The organism is Microbacterium phyllosphaerae (genome assembly GCF_017876435.1).
Lineage (GTDB): Bacteria > Actinomycetota > Actinomycetes > Actinomycetales > Microbacteriaceae > Microbacterium > Microbacterium phyllosphaerae.
The window spans coordinates 482117-497832 of the sequence record NZ_JAGIOA010000001.1 but is presented as its reverse complement, the minus strand read 5'-3'; the positions used below and the strand labels follow the sequence as shown (position 1 = coordinate 497832).

The following is a 15716-nucleotide window of genomic DNA, read 5'->3' as shown; positions in this document are numbered from 1 at the left end:
GCAGCGATGAGAGACGAGCCCGGCGCGCGGAACGGCGACCTCTCCGCTGCCGTGGATGTCTTCGCGGCGCAGCGACGGCGACTGTTCGGCATCGCGTATCGGATGCTGGGAACGGTGTCCGATGCGGAGGACATCGTGCAGGACACCTGGATCCGCTGGCAGAACACCGACCGGACCCAGGTGCAGGAGCCCGCGGCGTTCCTCACCACCATCACCACGCGACTCTCGATCACTGTGCTGCAGTCTGCGCGTGCGAAGCGCGAGACGTACATCGGACCGTGGCTGCCCGAGCCGGTGAACACCGAGGACGATCCGGCGCTCGGGGCCGAGCGCGCTGAGGCCCTGCAGTTCGCGATCCTCTTGACGCTCGAGAAGCTCACTCCGACCGAGCGTGCGGCGTACATCCTGCGTGAGGCGTTCGACTATCCCTATCCACGCATCGCCGAGGTCATCTCGTCGAGTGTGGTGAGCGCCCGACAGCTGGTGAGCCGTGCTCGTGCGCACCTGACGTCTGAGCGGCAGGCCGCCGTCGAGCCCGTCCACCAGCGCCGTCTGCTCGCGGCATTCCTGGCAGCTGCTCAGAAGGGCGACTCGCAGGAGCTCGAGAAGATCTTCGCCGACGACGTGGTCAGCTACACCGACGGCAACGGGGTGAAACTCGCCGCCCGGGTTCCCGTCAGCGGTCGCGGACGAGTGGCGACCTTCGTAGCGGCGTTTGCGCACCACTTCTGGACGGGTAAGTCGCTCGACTGGGTCGAGATCAACGGCCAGCCGGCGGCGACCCTCAGCGAGAACGGCACGGTCACCACCGTCGTGACCGTCACGGCCACCGAGAACGGCATCGAGCAGCTGCTCTGGGTGATGAGTCCGGAGAAGCTCGGCCACGTCACCGCGGTCGGCGCATGACCCGCAGGCAGTACCCGGCGTGGTTGCGCCGGAAGCGACGTGGCGCGGCCGACCGAGACGACATGGAGGCTTTGGCGATCGCACTGGCCGCCGGCGACCGGGCCGGCATCCGCGCGGTGCTGCACTCCCATGCGGTGCTGATCGTCGACAGCGGTGGCCTGATACCGCGGTCGGCGGTCCCCATCGGTGGCCGCGTCGCGGCATCCGCGGGGCTGGCGGCCTTGATGACGCCTGAGACCTCGGTCGTGACGACGTCGATCAACGGGGTCCCCGGGCTGGTTTTCGAGAGAGGCGACACGGTTTTGGCCGCGGTGACGGCCGAGTCGCGGTCAGGGCTGCTGACGAGTGTGTGGGTGGTCTGCAATCCCGAGAAGCTCCGGCACTGGAACCGCGGCCCCCGCCTCTAGACGACGATGTCGGCCGCGGAGGTGAGCGACCGCCAGCCCAAGGGCCGTGCGGATCGCCGCGGGAGCACGTCGGCATCGGCGAGCGGCCCGACATCGACGCCCGTGATGCGCGCGATCTCGGCGATCGGCACCTGGAACGTGCGGAAAGCACCCAGCGGTGGCACGGCGAAGCGGCCGTCCCGGGCGTCGACGAGCTCGGTCTGGTCGAGCACGAAGCCGGCGGCGGCCAGTCCATCGGCACCTTGCCAGGCGGCGATCTTCCAGAATCGAAGCGGGATGCGGATGCCGCGATACGCCGGGTCCTGATCGCCGAGCACCGGTGCTGTGAACACCGAGAGGCGCTGGTCGGTGCTCTCGGCGTACTCGATCACGTGGTCTTCGAGACCCAGCCAGAGCTCCTTCGACTGGTTGAACCCGGCGGCCTGCGGAGCGGCGTTCGGGTAGAAGAACGTCGCCTCCGTGGCGGCCCGGGCATCGCCGACCTCACCCCACCCGGGGTCGCGCCGACGCACGAGGTGTCCGCGGTCGAGATCGTTGCGCGCGTACACGTCAGCGCCGGTCTGCTGGTCGGCCTCCACCCGGGGGTCGAGCCGCCATTCGCCGGTGCGCGGCAACCCGCGCAGCAGTGCCCCGTCGATGTTCACGCCCGTAACGGCGGCCAGCCGACGAGCGGGATCGAGCAGCACCGTGAAGCGCGGGTAGGTCAGCTCGGTGGAATCCTGCGCCGGAGCGGGCAGGGGAACGCGCGTCGGAAGGAAGTCGAGATCGTAGCCGTCTGCCATACCGACATATTGCCTCCCGCCGCCGACATCTCTCCAGGGGTTGCCGAACGCGAGAACGCCCCCGCCCGGTCGTCTCGGGAGGGGGCGTTCGTGGTCAGCGGCTCAGGGGGTGGGCATGCCGCCGTTGACGTTGAGAGTCTCACCCGCGACGTAGCTCGACTCGGCGGAGGCGAGGAACACGTAGGCGGGGGCGAGCTCGGCGGGCTGCCCCATGCGGCCGAGAGGGGTGTTCTCACCGAACTCCGCGAGCTTCTCCTGAGGCTGTCCGTCGGTGGGCTGCAGCGGCGTCCAGATGGGCCCGGGCGCCACGGCGTTCACACGGATGCCCTTCGGTGCGAGCTGCTGGGCGAGGCCCTTCGTGAACGCGTTGATGGTCGCCTTGGTCGAGGCGTAGTCGACGAGGATGTCCGACGGCGAGTACGCCTGGATCGACGTGGTGTTGATGATCGCGGAGCCGGCAGGCAGGTGCGGGAGCGCCGCCTTCGTGATCCAGAACATCGCGTACACGTTGGTCTTGAAGGTGTCGTCGAACTGCTCGTCGGTGATGTCGGTGAGCGACTCCTGGTAGACCTGCTTGCCACCGTTGTTCACGAGGATGTCGAGGCCACCCAGCGCGCCGACCGCCTCGGCGACGAGCGTGCGGCAGTACTCGGGGTCGCGCAGGTCGCCGGGGATCTGCGCCACGGTCGCGCCGGCCTCGCGGAGGATGCCGGCGATGCGCGCCGCATCCTCTTCCTCCTCCGGCAGGTACGAGAGTGCGACGTCGGCACCTTCACGTGCGAAGGCGATGGCCGTGGCTGCCCCGATGCCCGAGTCGCCGCCGGTGATGAGCGCCTTGCGTCCGGTCAGACGACCGGTGCCGCGGTAGCTCTCCTCGCCGAGGTCGGCCCGGGGAGCGAGGTCGGCATCGAGCCCTGGCTCGGGCATGTGCTGCTTCTGCGGCTCGATGTCGGCGTAGAGCTTCGCGGGATCTGTGAAGGTGTACTGGTCACGAGACATGAGGGTCCTCTCGGTCGTCCGTGCGGGGGAGGTCCCATCGTGCGCCCGTGGTCGCCGGCCCGGCTACCGCCTTGCGCGCCCCGGTTCTGATCGCTATGCGGTGGCCACCCAGCCTGCGGTGAGGCCGGTGACGGCCGAGCCGTCGAGGTCCGCGAGTTTGATCGCCGTGAATGCGGTCGCGGCGGCCGACGTCTGCACGCGGAAGGCCGGGTCGTCAGAGGTCAGGGTCGAGAGGATGACCGCGGCGACGTCGTCGGGAGTCTGGGCGTTGCCCGGCGCGAAGGCCTGGCGGGTGCGCGCGAGGTAGCTGTCGATCGCGGGCAGGTAGTCGTCGTCCGCGCCGGTCACCAGCGCTTCGCGGTCGGCATCGGAGTTGGCGACGAACTCCGTCATCACCGGGCCCGGCTCGACGACGCTGACCGCGACTCCGAGGTTCTTCATCACCGGATGCAGGCTCTCCATGAATCCCTCGACCGCGAACTTGGCCGCGCAGTAGACCTCGTTGAAGGGCTGCCCGACGACACCGCCGACGCTCGTGACCGTGACGAGGCGACCTCGCGACGCACGCAGGTGGGGGAGAGCTGTCTTGGTCACATCGACGACGCCGAAGAAGTTGACCTCCATCGCGGCGCGCACCCGGTCGAGGCCCATGGCCTCGATGGTGCCGAGCGCGCCCGCGCCGGCGTTGTTGATCACGGCATCGAGATGCCCGTGCTCGGCGATCACGGCATCGATGGTGGAGATCACGTCGTCGTGGTCGGTGACGTCGAGCGAGCGGATGTCGAGGGCGACGCCCGCCTCGCTCGCAGCCGAGCGGAGCGCATCCGCCTTGCCGAGATCGCGCATCGTCGCGATGGTCGTCCACCCGGCGCCGGCGAGTGCGACGGCGGTGCTGAGGCCGATGCCCGTGGAGGTTCCGGTGACGAGGACGACGGGCGTGCTGGTGTTGGTCATACGTGAAGTATGCGCGCCGTTCGATATGGCCGGGCTGGGCGCGGTCGCCGATCGCTCAGGGGCGGACGCGCACCGTTCGTCCCTCGAAGGTGACGAGGTCGCCGTCGTGCAGCTGACGCCCGCGGCGGCGATCGACCTCGTCGTTGACCTTCACGAATCCGTCGATCACGACTTCCTTGGCGTCTCCGCCCGAGTCGAGCAGCCCCGAGTACTTCAGGAACTGACCGAGGCGGATCATCTCGCCGCCGATGGAGACGTCGTCGATCGGACCGGAATTCGTCATGTCTCCGATGGTATCCGCCTGACATGCGTCGAGCCGCCGACCCCGAAGGGCCGGCGGCTCGAGGAACGACGCGGCTCGCTCAGTCGTCGGTGTCGGTTCCGACGACGGCGAACTCGGCGCTGAAGTCGATGTCGATCGAGCGGTTGTCGCTCGTGAGCACCGATGCGTCGTACGGGCTGGCGCCGTCGCTGTCGACGTCGAGGTCGGTGATCATGCCGTCGGCTTCGGCGAGTGCGGCCTTCACGAGTGCGCGGATGGCGGTCTCGTCGAGCTTCTGCGTCGGGGCGGAGTCGTCGTCCTGCTCGGTCGAGGTGACGGTGGTCCCAAGGTCGGCATCCACCCGCACCTCGGTCTCGCTGCCGTTCGCGGCGGTCAGCTGCACCTCCCACGTTCCGTCGCGCTTCGCGTCGATCGAGGTGACGTCGCCCTCGGCGGCGCCGCGGGCGGCATCCGCGATCGCGACGAGCTCGTCGGCCGAGTCGGTGCCGATTCCGGTGACGGGGCCGCCGCCCTGGGGCGCGTCGCCCTGGTCATCGCCCCGGTCATCGCGGTCTCCACCGCGGTCATCGCCGGGCTGTCCGCCTCGGTCGTCATCGCCGCGGGGGCCGTCCGAGATCGATCCGCGGTCGTCGTCGTCACCGAAATCGTCGCCGACGGCCGCTCCGATCGCCACACCGCCACCGAGGAGCACCACGGCCGCGGCGATCCCGCCGCCGATCAGGAGGGCACGCTTGCGTCCGGGCTTCGCGGGTGCGGCGGCGGGGGCTGCCGGGGCGGATGCCGGGTCGGAGGCGAGCGGAGCGACAGGCACCGTCTCGGCCTCGGATGCCGGAGCGGGGGCCGGCGGTGCGGGGGGAGCCGGGGGAGTGGTGCCTGCGGGCAGGTTCTCGGGCGTCTGGTCGGGAGTCGAGTTCTTGTCGTTCATGATCCGATGCTCTCGCGCGGGTGCTGAAGCCACCCTGAAGCCTCCTGAAGAGGTCTTCAGGAACCGTCAGTCCGAGAGCGGCAGCGCCACCACGAACCGGGCGCCGCCCCAGCGCGAGGCATCCACAGACACGGTTCCACCGCTCGCCGTGGCGATGCCCTGAACGATGGCGAGACCGAGCCCGCTGCCGCCGGCATCCCTGCTGCGGGCCTCGTCGAGTCTCACGAAGCGCTCGAAGATGCGCTCGCGCTCGTCGACCGGCACTCCCGCGCCGTCGTCCTCGACGGTCACGAACACCCAGGTATCCTGCGGGATCACGCTGATCGCGACGCGCCCGGCGCTGTGCCGCGCCGCGTTGTCGGCGAGGTTGCGCAGCAGCTGTCCCAGCAGCCGCGGGTCGCCCTCGACGCGGGCCGCATGGATGCCGGAGCCGTCGACATCGACTCCTCGCGCCCTCAGCCGGCGTACCTCGCCGAGAGCCAGATCGTCGAGGTCGATCGACTCGTCGTGCGTGCCGCCGCCCTCGTCGAGGCGTGCGAGCAGCAGCAGCGACTCGACGATGCCCTGCAGTCGAAGACCCTCGTCGGAGACGACATCGGCGAGCTCGTCGATGCTCGTCGTGGCGGGGTGCGTCTGCGCCAGCTCGGCATGCTGCCGGATCGTCGCGAGGGGCGATCGCAGCTCGTGCGAGGCATCCGAGACGAAACGTCGCTGAGCCGTCGCCGAGGCGTCGAGCCGGTCGAGCATCCTGTTCATCGTGGTCGCGAGGGCAGCGATCTCGTCGGATGACGGCGGCACCTCGACCCGGTTGTGCAGGCGTTCGGCGGTGATGCCGTCGACCTCCTCGCGGATGCGCGTGACCGGCTTCAGTGCACGGCCCACCACGAGCCAGGTCGTGACGGCGACGAGCACGAGCAGCAGGGGCAGGGCGATCGCGAGCAGCAGGGCGACCGTCGACAGCGTCTCGTCGTCGTCCTCGATCGGCACGGCGAGGACGAGGGTCTGGTCGTCGCCGATGTCGTCGGACACGACCAGCATCGGCTTGCCGTCGATCCTCACCGTCCGCGGATCATCCGTGATGGGCAGCGCGCTCGATCCCAGGTCGTCGCGGGCATCCTCGCTCGCCGAGCGGATCGACCCGTCGGACCCGATGATCTGCACGAGTTCGTCGTCGAGGGTGTCGATTCCCCGGCTGCCACCGGGGCCGCCACCGGGTCCGTCGAGACGCTCGGTCAGCTCCTCGAGTCGCTGCTCGGCGGCGCGCTCAGCGCTGGCATGGATGCTGGAGCTCAGGATGCCGTAGAACGAGAACGCCCCGATCAGCAGCGCGACAGCCACGACGAGGGTCGCGCCGAGCGTCGTCCTGGCCCGCACGGACTTCCACGGACGGCTAGCCACCGTCGGCCGCCAATCGGTAGCCCGCGCCGCGGATCGTCTCGATGGCCTCACGTCCGAAGGGTTTGTCGAGCTTGCGGCGCAGGTGTCCGACGTACACCTCGACGATGTTCGGGTCTCCGTCGAAGTCGTCGTCCCACACGCCCTCGATCAGCGAGCGCTTCGACAGCACCTGACCGCGGTGGCGCATCAGATGCTCGAGCACGGCGAACTCACGGGCGGTCAGGGTGACCGGCGTCTCGCCGCGCCACACATGGTGGGAAGAGGGGTCGAGCCGCAGATCGCCGGCTTCGAGCACGGCGGGTCGTGCGACGGCACCGCGCCGGACGAGAGCGCGGATGCGCGCGACGAGGATCGCGAACGAGAACGGCTTGGTGACGTAGTCGTCGGCGCCCGTCTCGAGGGCCTCGACCTGATCCCACTCGCCGTCCTTCGCGGTGAGCATGAGCACCGGGGTCCAGTTCTCCTCGGCGCTCAGCGCCTCGCACACCTTCCAGCCGCTCATGCCCGGCATCATCAGGTCGAGCACGATCGCGTCGTATCGGGTCTCGCGCGCTCGCCACAGCCCGTCGACACCGTTGTTCGCGACGTCGACCGCGAAGCCCTCGGCCTCGAGCCCCCGGCGGACGGCGTCGGCCAACCGCACCTCGTCGTCAACCACCAGGATCCGCATTCACCCAGTCTGGCGGGCGCACGCTGAATCCGCGCTGAAGCGAGGGCGGACCCGCGGGAGAGGAGGGTTGGCCCGCGTGCCCGCCTGTGGTTGCATGAGGGGATGACCGGAATCCGGGGGGACAGGTCGAGAGGCGCGCGTCTGCTTCTCGTCATCGCCATGACGACTTTGCTCACAGGGTGCGCGATCGCGGGCCCGACTCCGCTCGGGGCGTCGCCGTCCGCGAGCCCGAGCCCGACTCCCACGGCGGCCTGCCCGCAGGTCGAAGGGGTCGATCTGCCGCCGGACTGCGCGCCGTACGACCCCGACAACGCGATGGCGCAGAACGACCGCTACCGCGATCGGATGGAGCTCTCGGCCGAGAGCCGAGACGCCGCCGAGAAGCCGGCGAATGACGTCCGCACCGGACTCGAGACGCTCCGCACGGCAGGAGACCTGTCGGTCGAGGCGGTGCAGGCGGTGTTCGCGGATGCCGGTCTCGCCGACGTCCAGACGCTGGGCGACGAGCGCGCCGTCGCGTTCGGTGCAGCGGCTCCGGAGGGCGGCTGCATCTTCGGCGAGGTCTCGGCCGAGCTTCTCACGGTCGAGATCGGCGGAGTCATCATGGACGGCGGATGCCTGCCCGCAGTCGGGCACTGATCTCGCGACCGACGGACCGACCGACGGCGCGACCGACGACCGACGACCCGAAGGTCAGGCGTCGGTGCGGAACCCCGACGCCTTGTGAGTGCCGTCGCAGAACGGCTTGATGGTCGAGAGCCCGCAGCGGCACAGCGCCACGGTGCGCCGCGTCACCTCGATCGGCTCGCCGTCGGAGGTCTCGAGCACGGCGGCACCGCGCACGAGCAGCGGCCCGTCCGGGTAGGCGGTGATCGTCACGGCATCCTGGTGCGCGCTCATCGTGCGTCCCGCTGACGCAGTGACGATTCGCCGCGCATCCATGAGTCGAGCATGTGACCCGCGGCCCAGCCGTCGACCGTGAGGCAGGCGGATGCTCCGAACATGATGTCGGCCAGCAGCTCGGGGCGGTCCTCCGCCAGCCCACCCGCGAGGTCGCGCGCCGCGATCTGCTCATGCACGGCATCGGCCTCGACGTGCTCGTCGAAGTAGTCGGTGACATCCTCCGTGAATCCGAGGCGCCGGAGGCCGTCCGCGTAGAGCCGGTTGGGGATCGACGAGGTCATCTCGAACGCGGCGAGGTGCCCGACGATCGCCCCGACGAGGCGCCGGTTGAGGCCGAACATCGACATCGAGTTGAGCGAAGCGAGGGTGATCGCCGGCACGTCGTCGACGTACCCGCCGTAGGTGTCATCCAGCCCGGCGCCGCGCATCGCACGGGCGAAGATCGTCGCGTGCACCCGGTCGGGGCGCCCGGCGCCGTACTCGTCGGACTGGATCTCGACGAGCGCCGCCTTCGCGCGACCGCTGAGGCGGGGGATCGCCCAGGAGTGCGGGTCGGCCTCGCGCAACGTGTAGATCGAGCGCTGCATGAAGAACTCGTGCATCTGGTCGTCGGTCGCCTTCTTCGCGACGTACCGCGACAGGCTCGGACCGGTGTCGGCGTCAGCGAGGGCGAAGAGGGCTCGGCCGACGGCATCCACGGTCGGTTCGGGCAGATCGGGCATCGGAACGGTCGCCCGCAGAGCCCGCTCGAACGCCTGCTCGAGAAGGCCCCGCGCGGCGACGACGCCCGCATCCCACTCGAGACTCGGGTCGAGGTCCGGGAGCGAGCCGTACGACGAGGCATAGAGCACGAACAGTGCGAGCTGGATGTCGTCGTCGCGCACCACATCGGCCGTCGCCGCCAGAGCGGTCGCGACCTCGGCGCCGAGACCGACGTCGTCACCTCCGGTCAGGCGACGGATGACGGCGTCGCTGAGCGGTCCACGCGCGGTGACGCCATGAAGTGCGGAGGGGGTGAGTGCTGGCGCTGACATGGAAGAGCTCCCAAAGATCGGATGCTCTCACTCTCACCCCGGTTCCTCCCGTGCGGGAAGGGGATTGACGGAACGCACCGTGTGGGGGATGGTGCCCTCAACGGTCCGGATCTGCGACGTCTGTCGAGCCGCCTAGGCTGGAGCCATGAACAAGAACTCGCTCTGGACCATCGTCGGCGTCATCCTCGCCGTGGTGATCGCCTGGTGGATCGTCAGCGCGCTGTTCTCGATCCTCTGGTTCATCGCAAAGCTCGCGATCGTGCTGGTCGTGGCCGCCGTGGTGTTCCTCATGCTCCGAGGCCTGTTCAGCTCGAAAGCCGAGTGACGCACCCGGAGCGCTGATCAGGCGACGGGAGCGTTCGCCCCCACGCGGTAGCGCGCGGCACGATGCGTGTCCTGCACGCGGTCGCCCTTGCCCTGCAGCTTGTTGCGGAGCGTGCCGGGCGCATACTCCTCGGGGTAGACGCCGCGCTCGCGCAGCACCGGGATGACGTGCTCGATGACGTCCTGCCACGTGCCGGGGGTCACCGCATAGGCGAGGTTGAAGCCGTCGATGTCGGTCTCGGCGACCCACGATTGCAACTCGTCGGCGATCTCGACGCCCGATCCGACGATGGTCGGGCCGAGCCCGCCGATCGCGTTGTGGCGGCCGAAGTCGCCGACGGTCCACTCGCGTCCGAGGTCGGCCTCTTCCTTCAGGTGCTGCAGCACCGACTGGATCGCGTTCGACTCGACGTTGCCCACGGGCTCGTCCTCCGCGTACTGCGACAGGTCGACGCCCATCCATCCCGACATGAACGTCAGCGCGCCCTCGGGGCTCGCGTACGAGAGGTACTCGGCGTGCTTCGCCGCGGCATCCTCGCTCGTCGCCCCGGTGATCACGGTCAGCAGCGTGTAGATCTTCGCGTCGTAGCGGTCGCGACCGGCATCCTCCAGCGCGTCGCGGATGCGCTTGACGGTGCCGGAGAGCACCTCCTTCGAGGGGGCGGCGACGAAGATCGCCTCGGCGTTCTCCGAGGCGAAGCGCACGCCGCGGGGGCTGGCTCCCGCCTGGTAGATGACCGGGGTGCGCTGCGGCGACGGCTCGGAGATGTGGATGCCGGGAACGCTGAAGTGCTTGCCCTCATGGCCGATCGGGTGCACCTTCGCCGGATCGGTGAAGATGCCGCGCTCGCGGTCTTCGACGACCGCGTCGTCTTCCCACGAGCCCTCCCACAGCTTGTAGAGCACCTCGACGTACTCGTCGGCGTGGTCGTAGCGGTCGTCGTGAGCGAGCTGGTCGTGCTGACCCATGTTGCGGGCGGCGCTGGGCAGGTATCCGGTCACGACGTTCCATCCGACGCGTCCGTTGGTCAGGTGGTCGAGCGTGCTCAGTCGGCGGGCGAACGGATACGGATGCTCGAACGCGGTGCCCGCCGTGATGCCGAAGCCGAGGTGTTCGGTGACCGCGGCCATGGCGCTCACGAGCAGGATCGGGTCGTTCACCGGCACCTGCGCGCCGTTGCGGATCGCCGCCTCGTTCGTGCCGCCGTACACGTCGTACGTGCCGAGGACGTCTGCGATGAAGATGCCGTCGAAGGTCGCGCTCTCGAGAAGCTTGGCGAGGTCGGTCCAGTACGAGATGGTGTTGTACTGGCGCGAGCGGTCGTCAGGGTGCCGCCACAGACCGGACGACTGGTGGGCGACGCAGTTCATGTCGAAGGCGTTGAAGCGGATCTGACGGGTCATGCGGTCAAGCAAACCCGTCGATCGGCCGCCCGGCCACCCTGCGCGACATGCGCCGACACATTCGGACCGCTGCCCCCACGCCTTCGAATCGCTCACTTTGCAGTGTCGACCCGGTCTGAACTGCAAAGTGAGCTACTCGAAAGGGTCAGTGGTGATCGCCGTCGACGGTCTTCACCGTGGAGGTGATCGGCCGAGGATCGGGCATGATCGTCTCGACCTGGGGTTTCGCGTTCGCCTGCGCGCGGCACCAGACGACGAAGCCGACCGCGGTGAAGACGCCGTAGAACACGTACATGAGCCCGGTGGCGTAGAAGCCCGAGCTGAACAGCAGCGGCACGCCGACCACATCGACCGCGATCCAGATGAGCCAGAACTCCGTCCAGCCCTTGGCCATGCCGTAGGTGGCGAGCAGGGATCCGACGAAGGTCCACGCGTCCGCCCACACGGGCTCCCACGAGCCGAGCGCACGGAAGAGGGGAGTGAGGGCGATCGTGCCGATCACCATGACGAGCACCAGGCCGATGCGGGCGCTGTTCGGTGCCCATCGCGGCGTCACACGGCCGCCGTTCGACGAGGCCTGCCGCCAGCGCACCCAGCCGTAGATCGCCACGACGATGAACATGACCTGGCGGCCGGCCTGGCCGAGCAGATGTGGCAGCTCGTGGTCGGGGTTGAGGATGGAGCCGAGGAAGACCGTGAGCAACAGCAGGTTGCCGACGATGCCGACCGGCCACGCCCAGATCTTGCGCTGCATGCCGCCGAGTGCGCTGGCGAGGCCGAAGACGTTGCCGACCACCTCGCGCACCAGCAGCACCTGACCGCCCGGAAGCACCCACTGCGAGTTGAAGGCGTCGGCGAGCCAGAGCAGGGCGTTCATCGGATCTCGTCGGGGAAGGGACGCTCGTCGAGCACCAGTTGCAGGAACGTGAGGTCGAGCCAGCGGTCGAACTTGGCGCCGACCTGCGGCATCCGCCCGACCTGCATGAAGTCGAGGCGCTTGTGCATGATGATCGAGCCCGTGTTGCTGCTCTCGATCGCGGCGACCATGACGTGCTTGCCGAGTGCGCGGGCGCGGTGGATGAGCTCGATCATGAGAGCCTTGCCGATGCCTCGGCCGCGCTGACCGTCGCGCACGTAGACCGAGTGCTCGACGGTGTGGCGGTAGCCGCTGTGCGGGCGCCAGTCGCCGAACGTCGCGTAGCCCAGTACCCCGGTGTCATCGACGGCGACGAGCACGGGATAGCTGCGGGCGGTGCGCTCGGCGAGCCAGGCGGCGCGGTCCTCGACCGTCACAGCCTCTTCGTTCCAGATGGCGGTCGTGGTGAGCACCGCATCGTTGTGGATGGCCGTGATGGCCTCGAGATCGGCGGTCTCGGCATCCCTGATCTGGTGATCGCTCATCGGGTCTCCTGCATCTGCGCTCGGGTGCGCACTGGACGACGGTAGCAGGACGCAGGGGTGGGGGCTCAGCCGGGCAGCCAGGACGACAGTTTCGCGGGGTTGAGCACGATCCACAGCTGGGTGATCCTGCCGGCGGCGACACGCAGATTCATGACCGAGACGACCTCGCCATCTTCGCGGAAGACGAAGCCGAGCCCGTCTCCGAACTGCTGCTGCTCCATCACCATGGTGGGGCGCTTGGCGGCGATGCCCAGCAGGAAGCGCGCGACATTGTCGGCGCCGCTCACGACGTTGCGGGCGGCGCTGACCACGCCGCCGCCATCGCTGCGCAGTTCGACGTCGGGGGCCAGATAGCGCAGCAGTGGTGCGATCTCACCCGAGTTCGCCGCCTCCTGGAAGGCCCGCACGACTCGGTCGTGTTCGGCCCGTGGAACCGCGGCGACCCTGTTCTCGCGGACGTGTCGACGAGCGGATGCCGCGAGCTGGCGCACTGCGGCGGAGGAGCGGCCCACGGCCTCGGCGATCTCGTCGAACGGCACGGCGAAGACGTCATGCAGCACGAAGGCGACGCGCTCGGCGGGTGTCATCGCCTCGAGCACGACGAGCAGCGCGGTGGAGACGTCGTCGTCGAGGGTGATTCGATCGAGGGGATCCTCCGACCTCGATGCCGTGCGCGACCCGATCGCTCCGGCGAACAGCTCGGCCGGAACAGGCTCAGGCAGCCACGGCCCGACGTACTGCTCGCGCCGGCGCCGGGCCGAGCCGAGAAGGTCGAGGGCGACGCGTCCTGCGACGGTCGTGAGCCAGCCCGCCGGATTCGCGATTGCATCGCGCTCGGCTTCGGTGAGCCTGTACCAGCGCAGGTAGGTCTCCTGCACGACATCCTCGGCATCCGCCAGCGTTCCCGTCATCCGATAGCCGAGAGCGAGAAGGCGTCGCCGTTCACGGAAGACGTCGTCGAGGTCGTCGTCCATGGGTGCCTTTCGATGGTGCGCTGGCGCGCAGGTGCCTTCGCAGGATATGACGATGCAGATCATCCGGGTGTGAGCCTCACACTTGCTGTCGGTGTCTCGTCATCATTTGCAGACGGAGCGCAGCAGGAGCACGCTGGGTGCGCACGCGCGCTGTCGGAGCAGAGAGGGAATGGCATGAGGATCGCTGTTGCAGGAGGAACGGGTGTGGTCGGTCGGCACACTGTTGAGGCCGCGCAGGCCGCGGGTCACGACGTCGTCGCGCTCTCGCGTGCGACCGGTGCCGACGTGGTGAACGGTGTCGGTCTCGATGAGGCGCTGCACGGTGTGGATGCCGTGATCGACGTCACGAACACGACCACCCTCTCGGCCGCGAAGGCGGTCACGTTCTTCGAGACGGCCACCCGCAATCTGCTCGCCGCAGGGGAGAGGGCGGGCGTCGGGCATCACGTCGCGCTGTCGATCGTGGGAATCGATGGGATCGACGCCTCCTACTACGCGGGCAAGCTCGCGCAGGAGCGCGCGGTGGCGGCGGGGTCGGTGCCGTTCACGATCGCGAGGGCGGGGCAGTTCCACGAGTTCGCCGGTCAGCTGCTCTCGGGGATGTCGGGGCCGGTCGCGGTCATGCCGAAGCTGCTCATGCGCCCGGTGGCGGCGCGCGAAGTGGGGGCGCACCTGGTGCGGGTTGCCGAGGTCGGTGCGATCGGGCGGGCGCGCGATCTCGTCGGGCCGCGCGACGAGGTTCTGGTGGACGTCGCCCGACGACAGTTGGCGTTCGACGGGGTGCGGCGGCGGGTGCTCGGGGTGCGGTTGCCCGGTGCGTACGGGAGGGGTCTCGCGTCGGGATCGTTGCGCGGCGGGACCGATTCGCTGCAGGGGGAGATCACCTTCGATGAGTGGCTGCGTAGCGAGGACCATGTACGCGGGGTGAGAACCCGCCGTTGATCGCATGTCGGCATACCGACCGAGATTCGAACATATCTTCTAAACTGTAGTTATGTCGAATCCCCGCCTGGCGCCGCTGCTCGAGGCCATCGAGCGCCTCAGCGATGCGTGGGCGGATGCGGAGAGGGGTGTCGATCTTTCTCGGGGCGAACTGCTCGGTGCGCATCGCGCGGTCGGCGAGATGCAACGGTGTCTCGACGGGCTCCACGCCGAACTCGCCGCCGCGATCGCTCACGAATCACGACCGGAACTCGGACCTGAGGGGCTGGCGAAGCAGCACGGATACCGGAGCGCGGCGGCGATGATCGCCGCGACGACCGGCGGGGCGCACGGAGATGCGAAGCGCCTGATCACGGTCGGTCAGGCGGCAGCGCCGCGCACCAACCTGCTGGGCGAGGCGCTGCCGGCGAAGTACCCCGCGCTGGCGACGGCGCTCGCCGCGGGGGAGATATCCGTAGCCGCCGCTGCGGTCATCGTCGCGCTGCTCGAACGCGTGCGCCTGAAGGTCGGAACAGTGCGGGTCGAAGAGGCCGAGCGCCTGCTCGTCGAGCGCGCCGCCGGGATGACACTTGACGACGTGCGCACTCTCGTCGCCCGAACCGAGGCCTGGCTCGACCCTGACGGGGTGGCCCCGAAAGAGCGAGAAGCGCGCGATCGTCGATCGCTCACCATGTTCGAGCGCGATGGGTCCTTCCACCTGAACCTGCAGACCGACATCGCCGCGAGCGCCCCCATCAAGGCGGCGATCCAGGCCTACGTGACGGCGACCTTCCAGGCGCGGATCACGGCGCCCGACCCGGGTGCGCCCGACGCGGACCATCGCACGGTGGCGATGATCCAGGCCGACGCGCTCGCGGCCATCTGCGAGCACGCGATCGCGTGCGACAACGGGGGAATGCCTGCGACCGGAGCGACGGTGGTGGTGCGGGTGAACCTCGACGACCTCACCGCAGGACTGGGGACCGCGGTGATCGACGGCAGCGACCAGCCCGTCAGCATCACCACCTGCCGCCGAATGGCTGCGGGTGGCGGGATCATCCCGGTGGTACTCGGGTCTGAGGGAGAGATCCTCGACTGGGGCCGCGAGAAGCGTCTGTTCACGCGAGCGCAGCGACTGGCCCTCGTCGAGCGGGATGGCGGATGCGCGATGTGCAGCCTCCCGCCGCAGATGACGAAGGCGCATCACCTGAGGTGGTGGCAGCGCGATACGGGGCCGACCGACCTGAACAACGGAGTTCTGTTGTGCGAGTCCTGTCACCACCGCATCCATGACAACGGGTGGGACATCCGCATCGAAGGGATCGGTGTCGCGGCGCGAGTGTGGCTCATCCCACCGCCGCACGTGGATCCGGCAAGGACTCCCCGCCTCGGCGGGAGGGCCCGCTATGACATCGCTGCCTGATGCAGCAT

Annotated in this window: 19 protein-coding genes; 6 read left to right on the top strand and 13 right to left on the bottom strand. The window is 69.1% G+C overall.

Going from position 1 to position 15716, the window contains the following annotated elements:
- The first annotated feature begins 6 nt into the window (after positions 1-6).
- Together JOF42_RS02360 and JOF42_RS02355 are read left to right on the top strand one after the other, a co-directional pair.
- Complete coding sequence (locus JOF42_RS02360; RefSeq protein ID WP_210099051.1) at positions 7-906, top strand: RNA polymerase sigma-70 factor; 900 nt, start codon at positions 7-9, stop codon at positions 904-906.
- Positions 903-1313, top strand: a complete 411-nt coding sequence (locus JOF42_RS02355; protein WP_210096389.1) for a sigma-70 family RNA polymerase sigma factor family protein — start codon at positions 903-905, stop codon at positions 1311-1313. The genes JOF42_RS02360 and JOF42_RS02355 overlap by 4 nt, the downstream gene beginning before the upstream one ends.
- On the opposite strand, the gene JOF42_RS02350 is transcribed toward JOF42_RS02355, so the two are convergent.
- The 7 genes from JOF42_RS02350 to JOF42_RS02320 form a co-directional block, all read right to left on the bottom strand.
- The gene (locus JOF42_RS02350) at positions 1310-2095 is read right to left on the bottom strand and encodes a DNA/RNA non-specific endonuclease (RefSeq protein WP_210096388.1); all 786 of its coding nucleotides are present in this window, start codon (positions 2093-2095) and stop codon (positions 1310-1312) included. The genes JOF42_RS02355 and JOF42_RS02350 overlap by 4 nt on opposite strands.
- A gap of 102 nt (positions 2096-2197) precedes the next feature.
- Positions 2198-3094: an SDR family oxidoreductase gene (locus tag JOF42_RS02345; RefSeq protein ID WP_210096387.1), complete on the bottom strand. Its 897-nt coding sequence runs from the start codon at positions 3092-3094 to the stop codon at positions 2198-2200.
- A gap of 93 nt (positions 3095-3187) precedes the next feature.
- Positions 3188-4048 carry an SDR family NAD(P)-dependent oxidoreductase gene (locus tag JOF42_RS02340; RefSeq protein ID WP_210096386.1) on the bottom strand — a complete coding sequence of 287 codons (861 nt, stop codon included), beginning with the start codon at positions 4046-4048 and terminating at the stop codon, positions 3188-3190.
- A 55-nt stretch (positions 4049-4103) separates the two neighbouring features.
- On the bottom strand, positions 4104-4331 hold the full coding sequence (locus JOF42_RS02335) for an RNA-binding S4 domain-containing protein (RefSeq protein WP_210096385.1): 228 nt from the start codon (positions 4329-4331) through the stop codon (positions 4104-4106).
- 79 nt (positions 4332-4410) lie between these two features.
- Positions 4411-5256 (bottom strand): hypothetical protein, encoded by an 846-nt coding sequence (locus JOF42_RS02330; RefSeq protein ID WP_245341413.1) that lies wholly within the window; start codon positions 5254-5256, stop codon positions 4411-4413.
- A 66-nt stretch (positions 5257-5322) separates the two neighbouring features.
- A complete protein-coding gene (locus JOF42_RS02325; RefSeq protein WP_307803510.1) occupies positions 5323-6654 on the bottom strand; it encodes a sensor histidine kinase in 1332 nt (443 codons plus the stop codon).
- Positions 6647-7324, bottom strand: coding sequence for a response regulator transcription factor (locus JOF42_RS02320; RefSeq protein ID WP_210096384.1), 678 nt, complete (start codon positions 7322-7324; stop codon positions 6647-6649). Before JOF42_RS02320 ends, JOF42_RS02325 begins: the two co-directional genes overlap by 8 nt.
- Positions 7325-7483: 159 nt before the next feature.
- On the opposite strand from JOF42_RS02320, the gene JOF42_RS02315 reads away from it, so the two are divergent.
- Entirely contained in the window at positions 7484-7963 is a 480-nt protein-coding gene (locus tag JOF42_RS02315) for a hypothetical protein (RefSeq protein WP_210096383.1), read from the top strand.
- Between the two features lie 54 nt (positions 7964-8017).
- Here JOF42_RS02315 and JOF42_RS02310 read toward each other — a convergent pair whose 3' ends face one another.
- A complete protein-coding gene (locus JOF42_RS02310; RefSeq protein ID WP_210096382.1) occupies positions 8018-8224 on the bottom strand; it encodes a CDGSH iron-sulfur domain-containing protein in 207 nt (68 codons plus the stop codon).
- On the bottom strand, positions 8221-9261 hold the full coding sequence (locus tag JOF42_RS02305) for an iron-containing redox enzyme family protein (protein WP_210096381.1): 1041 nt from the start codon (positions 9259-9261) through the stop codon (positions 8221-8223). Before JOF42_RS02305 ends, JOF42_RS02310 begins: the two co-directional genes overlap by 4 nt.
- 145 nt (positions 9262-9406) lie before the next feature.
- Between JOF42_RS02305 and JOF42_RS02300 the strand changes: the two genes are divergently transcribed.
- Positions 9407-9586 (top strand): hypothetical protein, encoded by a 180-nt coding sequence (locus JOF42_RS02300; protein WP_210096380.1) that lies wholly within the window; start codon positions 9407-9409, stop codon positions 9584-9586.
- A gap of 17 nt (positions 9587-9603) precedes the next feature.
- Here the strand turns inward: JOF42_RS02300 and JOF42_RS02295 are convergent, their stop codons facing one another.
- From JOF42_RS02295 to sigJ, 4 genes are all read right to left on the bottom strand, one after another.
- Positions 9604-10989: an LLM class flavin-dependent oxidoreductase gene (locus JOF42_RS02295; RefSeq protein ID WP_210096379.1), complete on the bottom strand. Its 1386-nt coding sequence runs from the start codon at positions 10987-10989 to the stop codon at positions 9604-9606.
- Between the two features lie 145 nt (positions 10990-11134).
- On the bottom strand, positions 11135-11866 hold the full coding sequence (gene pnuC / locus JOF42_RS02290; protein ID WP_210096378.1) for a nicotinamide riboside transporter PnuC: 732 nt from the start codon (positions 11864-11866) through the stop codon (positions 11135-11137).
- Positions 11863-12390 (bottom strand): GNAT family N-acetyltransferase, encoded by a 528-nt coding sequence (locus JOF42_RS02285; RefSeq protein WP_210096377.1) that lies wholly within the window; start codon positions 12388-12390, stop codon positions 11863-11865. Before JOF42_RS02285 ends, pnuC begins: the two co-directional genes overlap by 4 nt.
- 65 nt (positions 12391-12455) lie before the next feature.
- Positions 12456-13364 carry an RNA polymerase sigma factor SigJ gene (gene sigJ, locus JOF42_RS02280; protein WP_210096376.1) on the bottom strand — a complete coding sequence of 303 codons (909 nt, stop codon included), beginning with the start codon at positions 13362-13364 and terminating at the stop codon, positions 12456-12458.
- Between the two features lie 174 nt (positions 13365-13538).
- On the opposite strand from sigJ, the gene JOF42_RS02275 reads away from it, so the two are divergent.
- Together JOF42_RS02275 and JOF42_RS02270 are read left to right on the top strand one after the other, a co-directional pair.
- Positions 13539-14306 (top strand): SDR family oxidoreductase, encoded by a 768-nt coding sequence (locus JOF42_RS02275; RefSeq protein ID WP_210096375.1) that lies wholly within the window; start codon positions 13539-13541, stop codon positions 14304-14306.
- 52 nt (positions 14307-14358) lie between these two features.
- On the top strand, positions 14359-15708 hold the full coding sequence (locus JOF42_RS02270) for an HNH endonuclease (RefSeq protein WP_210096374.1): 1350 nt from the start codon (positions 14359-14361) through the stop codon (positions 15706-15708).
- Positions 15709-15716: the final 8 nt, after the last annotated feature.

Excerpts from the sequence above, each read along its gene's own strand:
- JOF42_RS02320 (WP_210096384.1), bottom strand. The coding sequence starts at position 7,324 with ATGCGGATCCTGGTGGTTGACGACGAGGTGCGGTTGGCCGACGCCGTC.
- JOF42_RS02335 (WP_210096385.1), bottom strand. The coding sequence starts at position 4,331 with ATGACGAATTCCGGTCCGATCGACGACGTCTCCATCGGCGGCGAGATG.
- JOF42_RS02360 (WP_210099051.1), top strand. The coding sequence starts at position 7 with ATGAGAGACGAGCCCGGCGCGCGGAACGGCGACCTCTCCGCTGCCGTG.
- JOF42_RS02345 (WP_210096387.1), bottom strand. The coding sequence starts at position 3,094 with ATGTCTCGTGACCAGTACACCTTCACAGATCCCGCGAAGCTCTACGCC.
- JOF42_RS02275 (WP_210096375.1), top strand. The coding sequence starts at position 13,539 with ATGAGGATCGCTGTTGCAGGAGGAACGGGTGTGGTCGGTCGGCACACT.
- pnuC (WP_210096378.1), bottom strand. The coding sequence starts at position 11,866 with ATGAACGCCCTGCTCTGGCTCGCCGACGCCTTCAACTCGCAGTGGGTG.
- JOF42_RS02315 (WP_210096383.1), top strand. The coding sequence starts at position 7,484 with ATGACGACTTTGCTCACAGGGTGCGCGATCGCGGGCCCGACTCCGCTC.
- JOF42_RS02285 (WP_210096377.1), bottom strand. The coding sequence starts at position 12,390 with ATGAGCGATCACCAGATCAGGGATGCCGAGACCGCCGATCTCGAGGCC.
- JOF42_RS02310 (WP_210096382.1), bottom strand. The coding sequence starts at position 8,224 with ATGAGCGCGCACCAGGATGCCGTGACGATCACCGCCTACCCGGACGGG.
- sigJ (WP_210096376.1), bottom strand. The coding sequence starts at position 13,364 with ATGGACGACGACCTCGACGACGTCTTCCGTGAACGGCGACGCCTTCTC.
- JOF42_RS02355 (WP_210096389.1), top strand. The coding sequence starts at position 903 with ATGACCCGCAGGCAGTACCCGGCGTGGTTGCGCCGGAAGCGACGTGGC.
- JOF42_RS02340 (WP_210096386.1), bottom strand. The coding sequence starts at position 4,048 with ATGACCAACACCAGCACGCCCGTCGTCCTCGTCACCGGAACCTCCACG.
- JOF42_RS02330 (WP_245341413.1), bottom strand. The coding sequence starts at position 5,256 with ATGAACGACAAGAACTCGACTCCCGACCAGACGCCCGAGAACCTGCCC.
- JOF42_RS02295 (WP_210096379.1), bottom strand. The coding sequence starts at position 10,989 with ATGACCCGTCAGATCCGCTTCAACGCCTTCGACATGAACTGCGTCGCC.
- JOF42_RS02300 (WP_210096380.1), top strand. The coding sequence starts at position 9,407 with ATGAACAAGAACTCGCTCTGGACCATCGTCGGCGTCATCCTCGCCGTG.
- JOF42_RS02270 (WP_210096374.1), top strand. The coding sequence starts at position 14,359 with ATGTCGAATCCCCGCCTGGCGCCGCTGCTCGAGGCCATCGAGCGCCTC.
- JOF42_RS02305 (WP_210096381.1), bottom strand. The coding sequence starts at position 9,261 with ATGTCAGCGCCAGCACTCACCCCCTCCGCACTTCATGGCGTCACCGCG.
- JOF42_RS02350 (WP_210096388.1), bottom strand. The coding sequence starts at position 2,095 with ATGGCAGACGGCTACGATCTCGACTTCCTTCCGACGCGCGTTCCCCTG.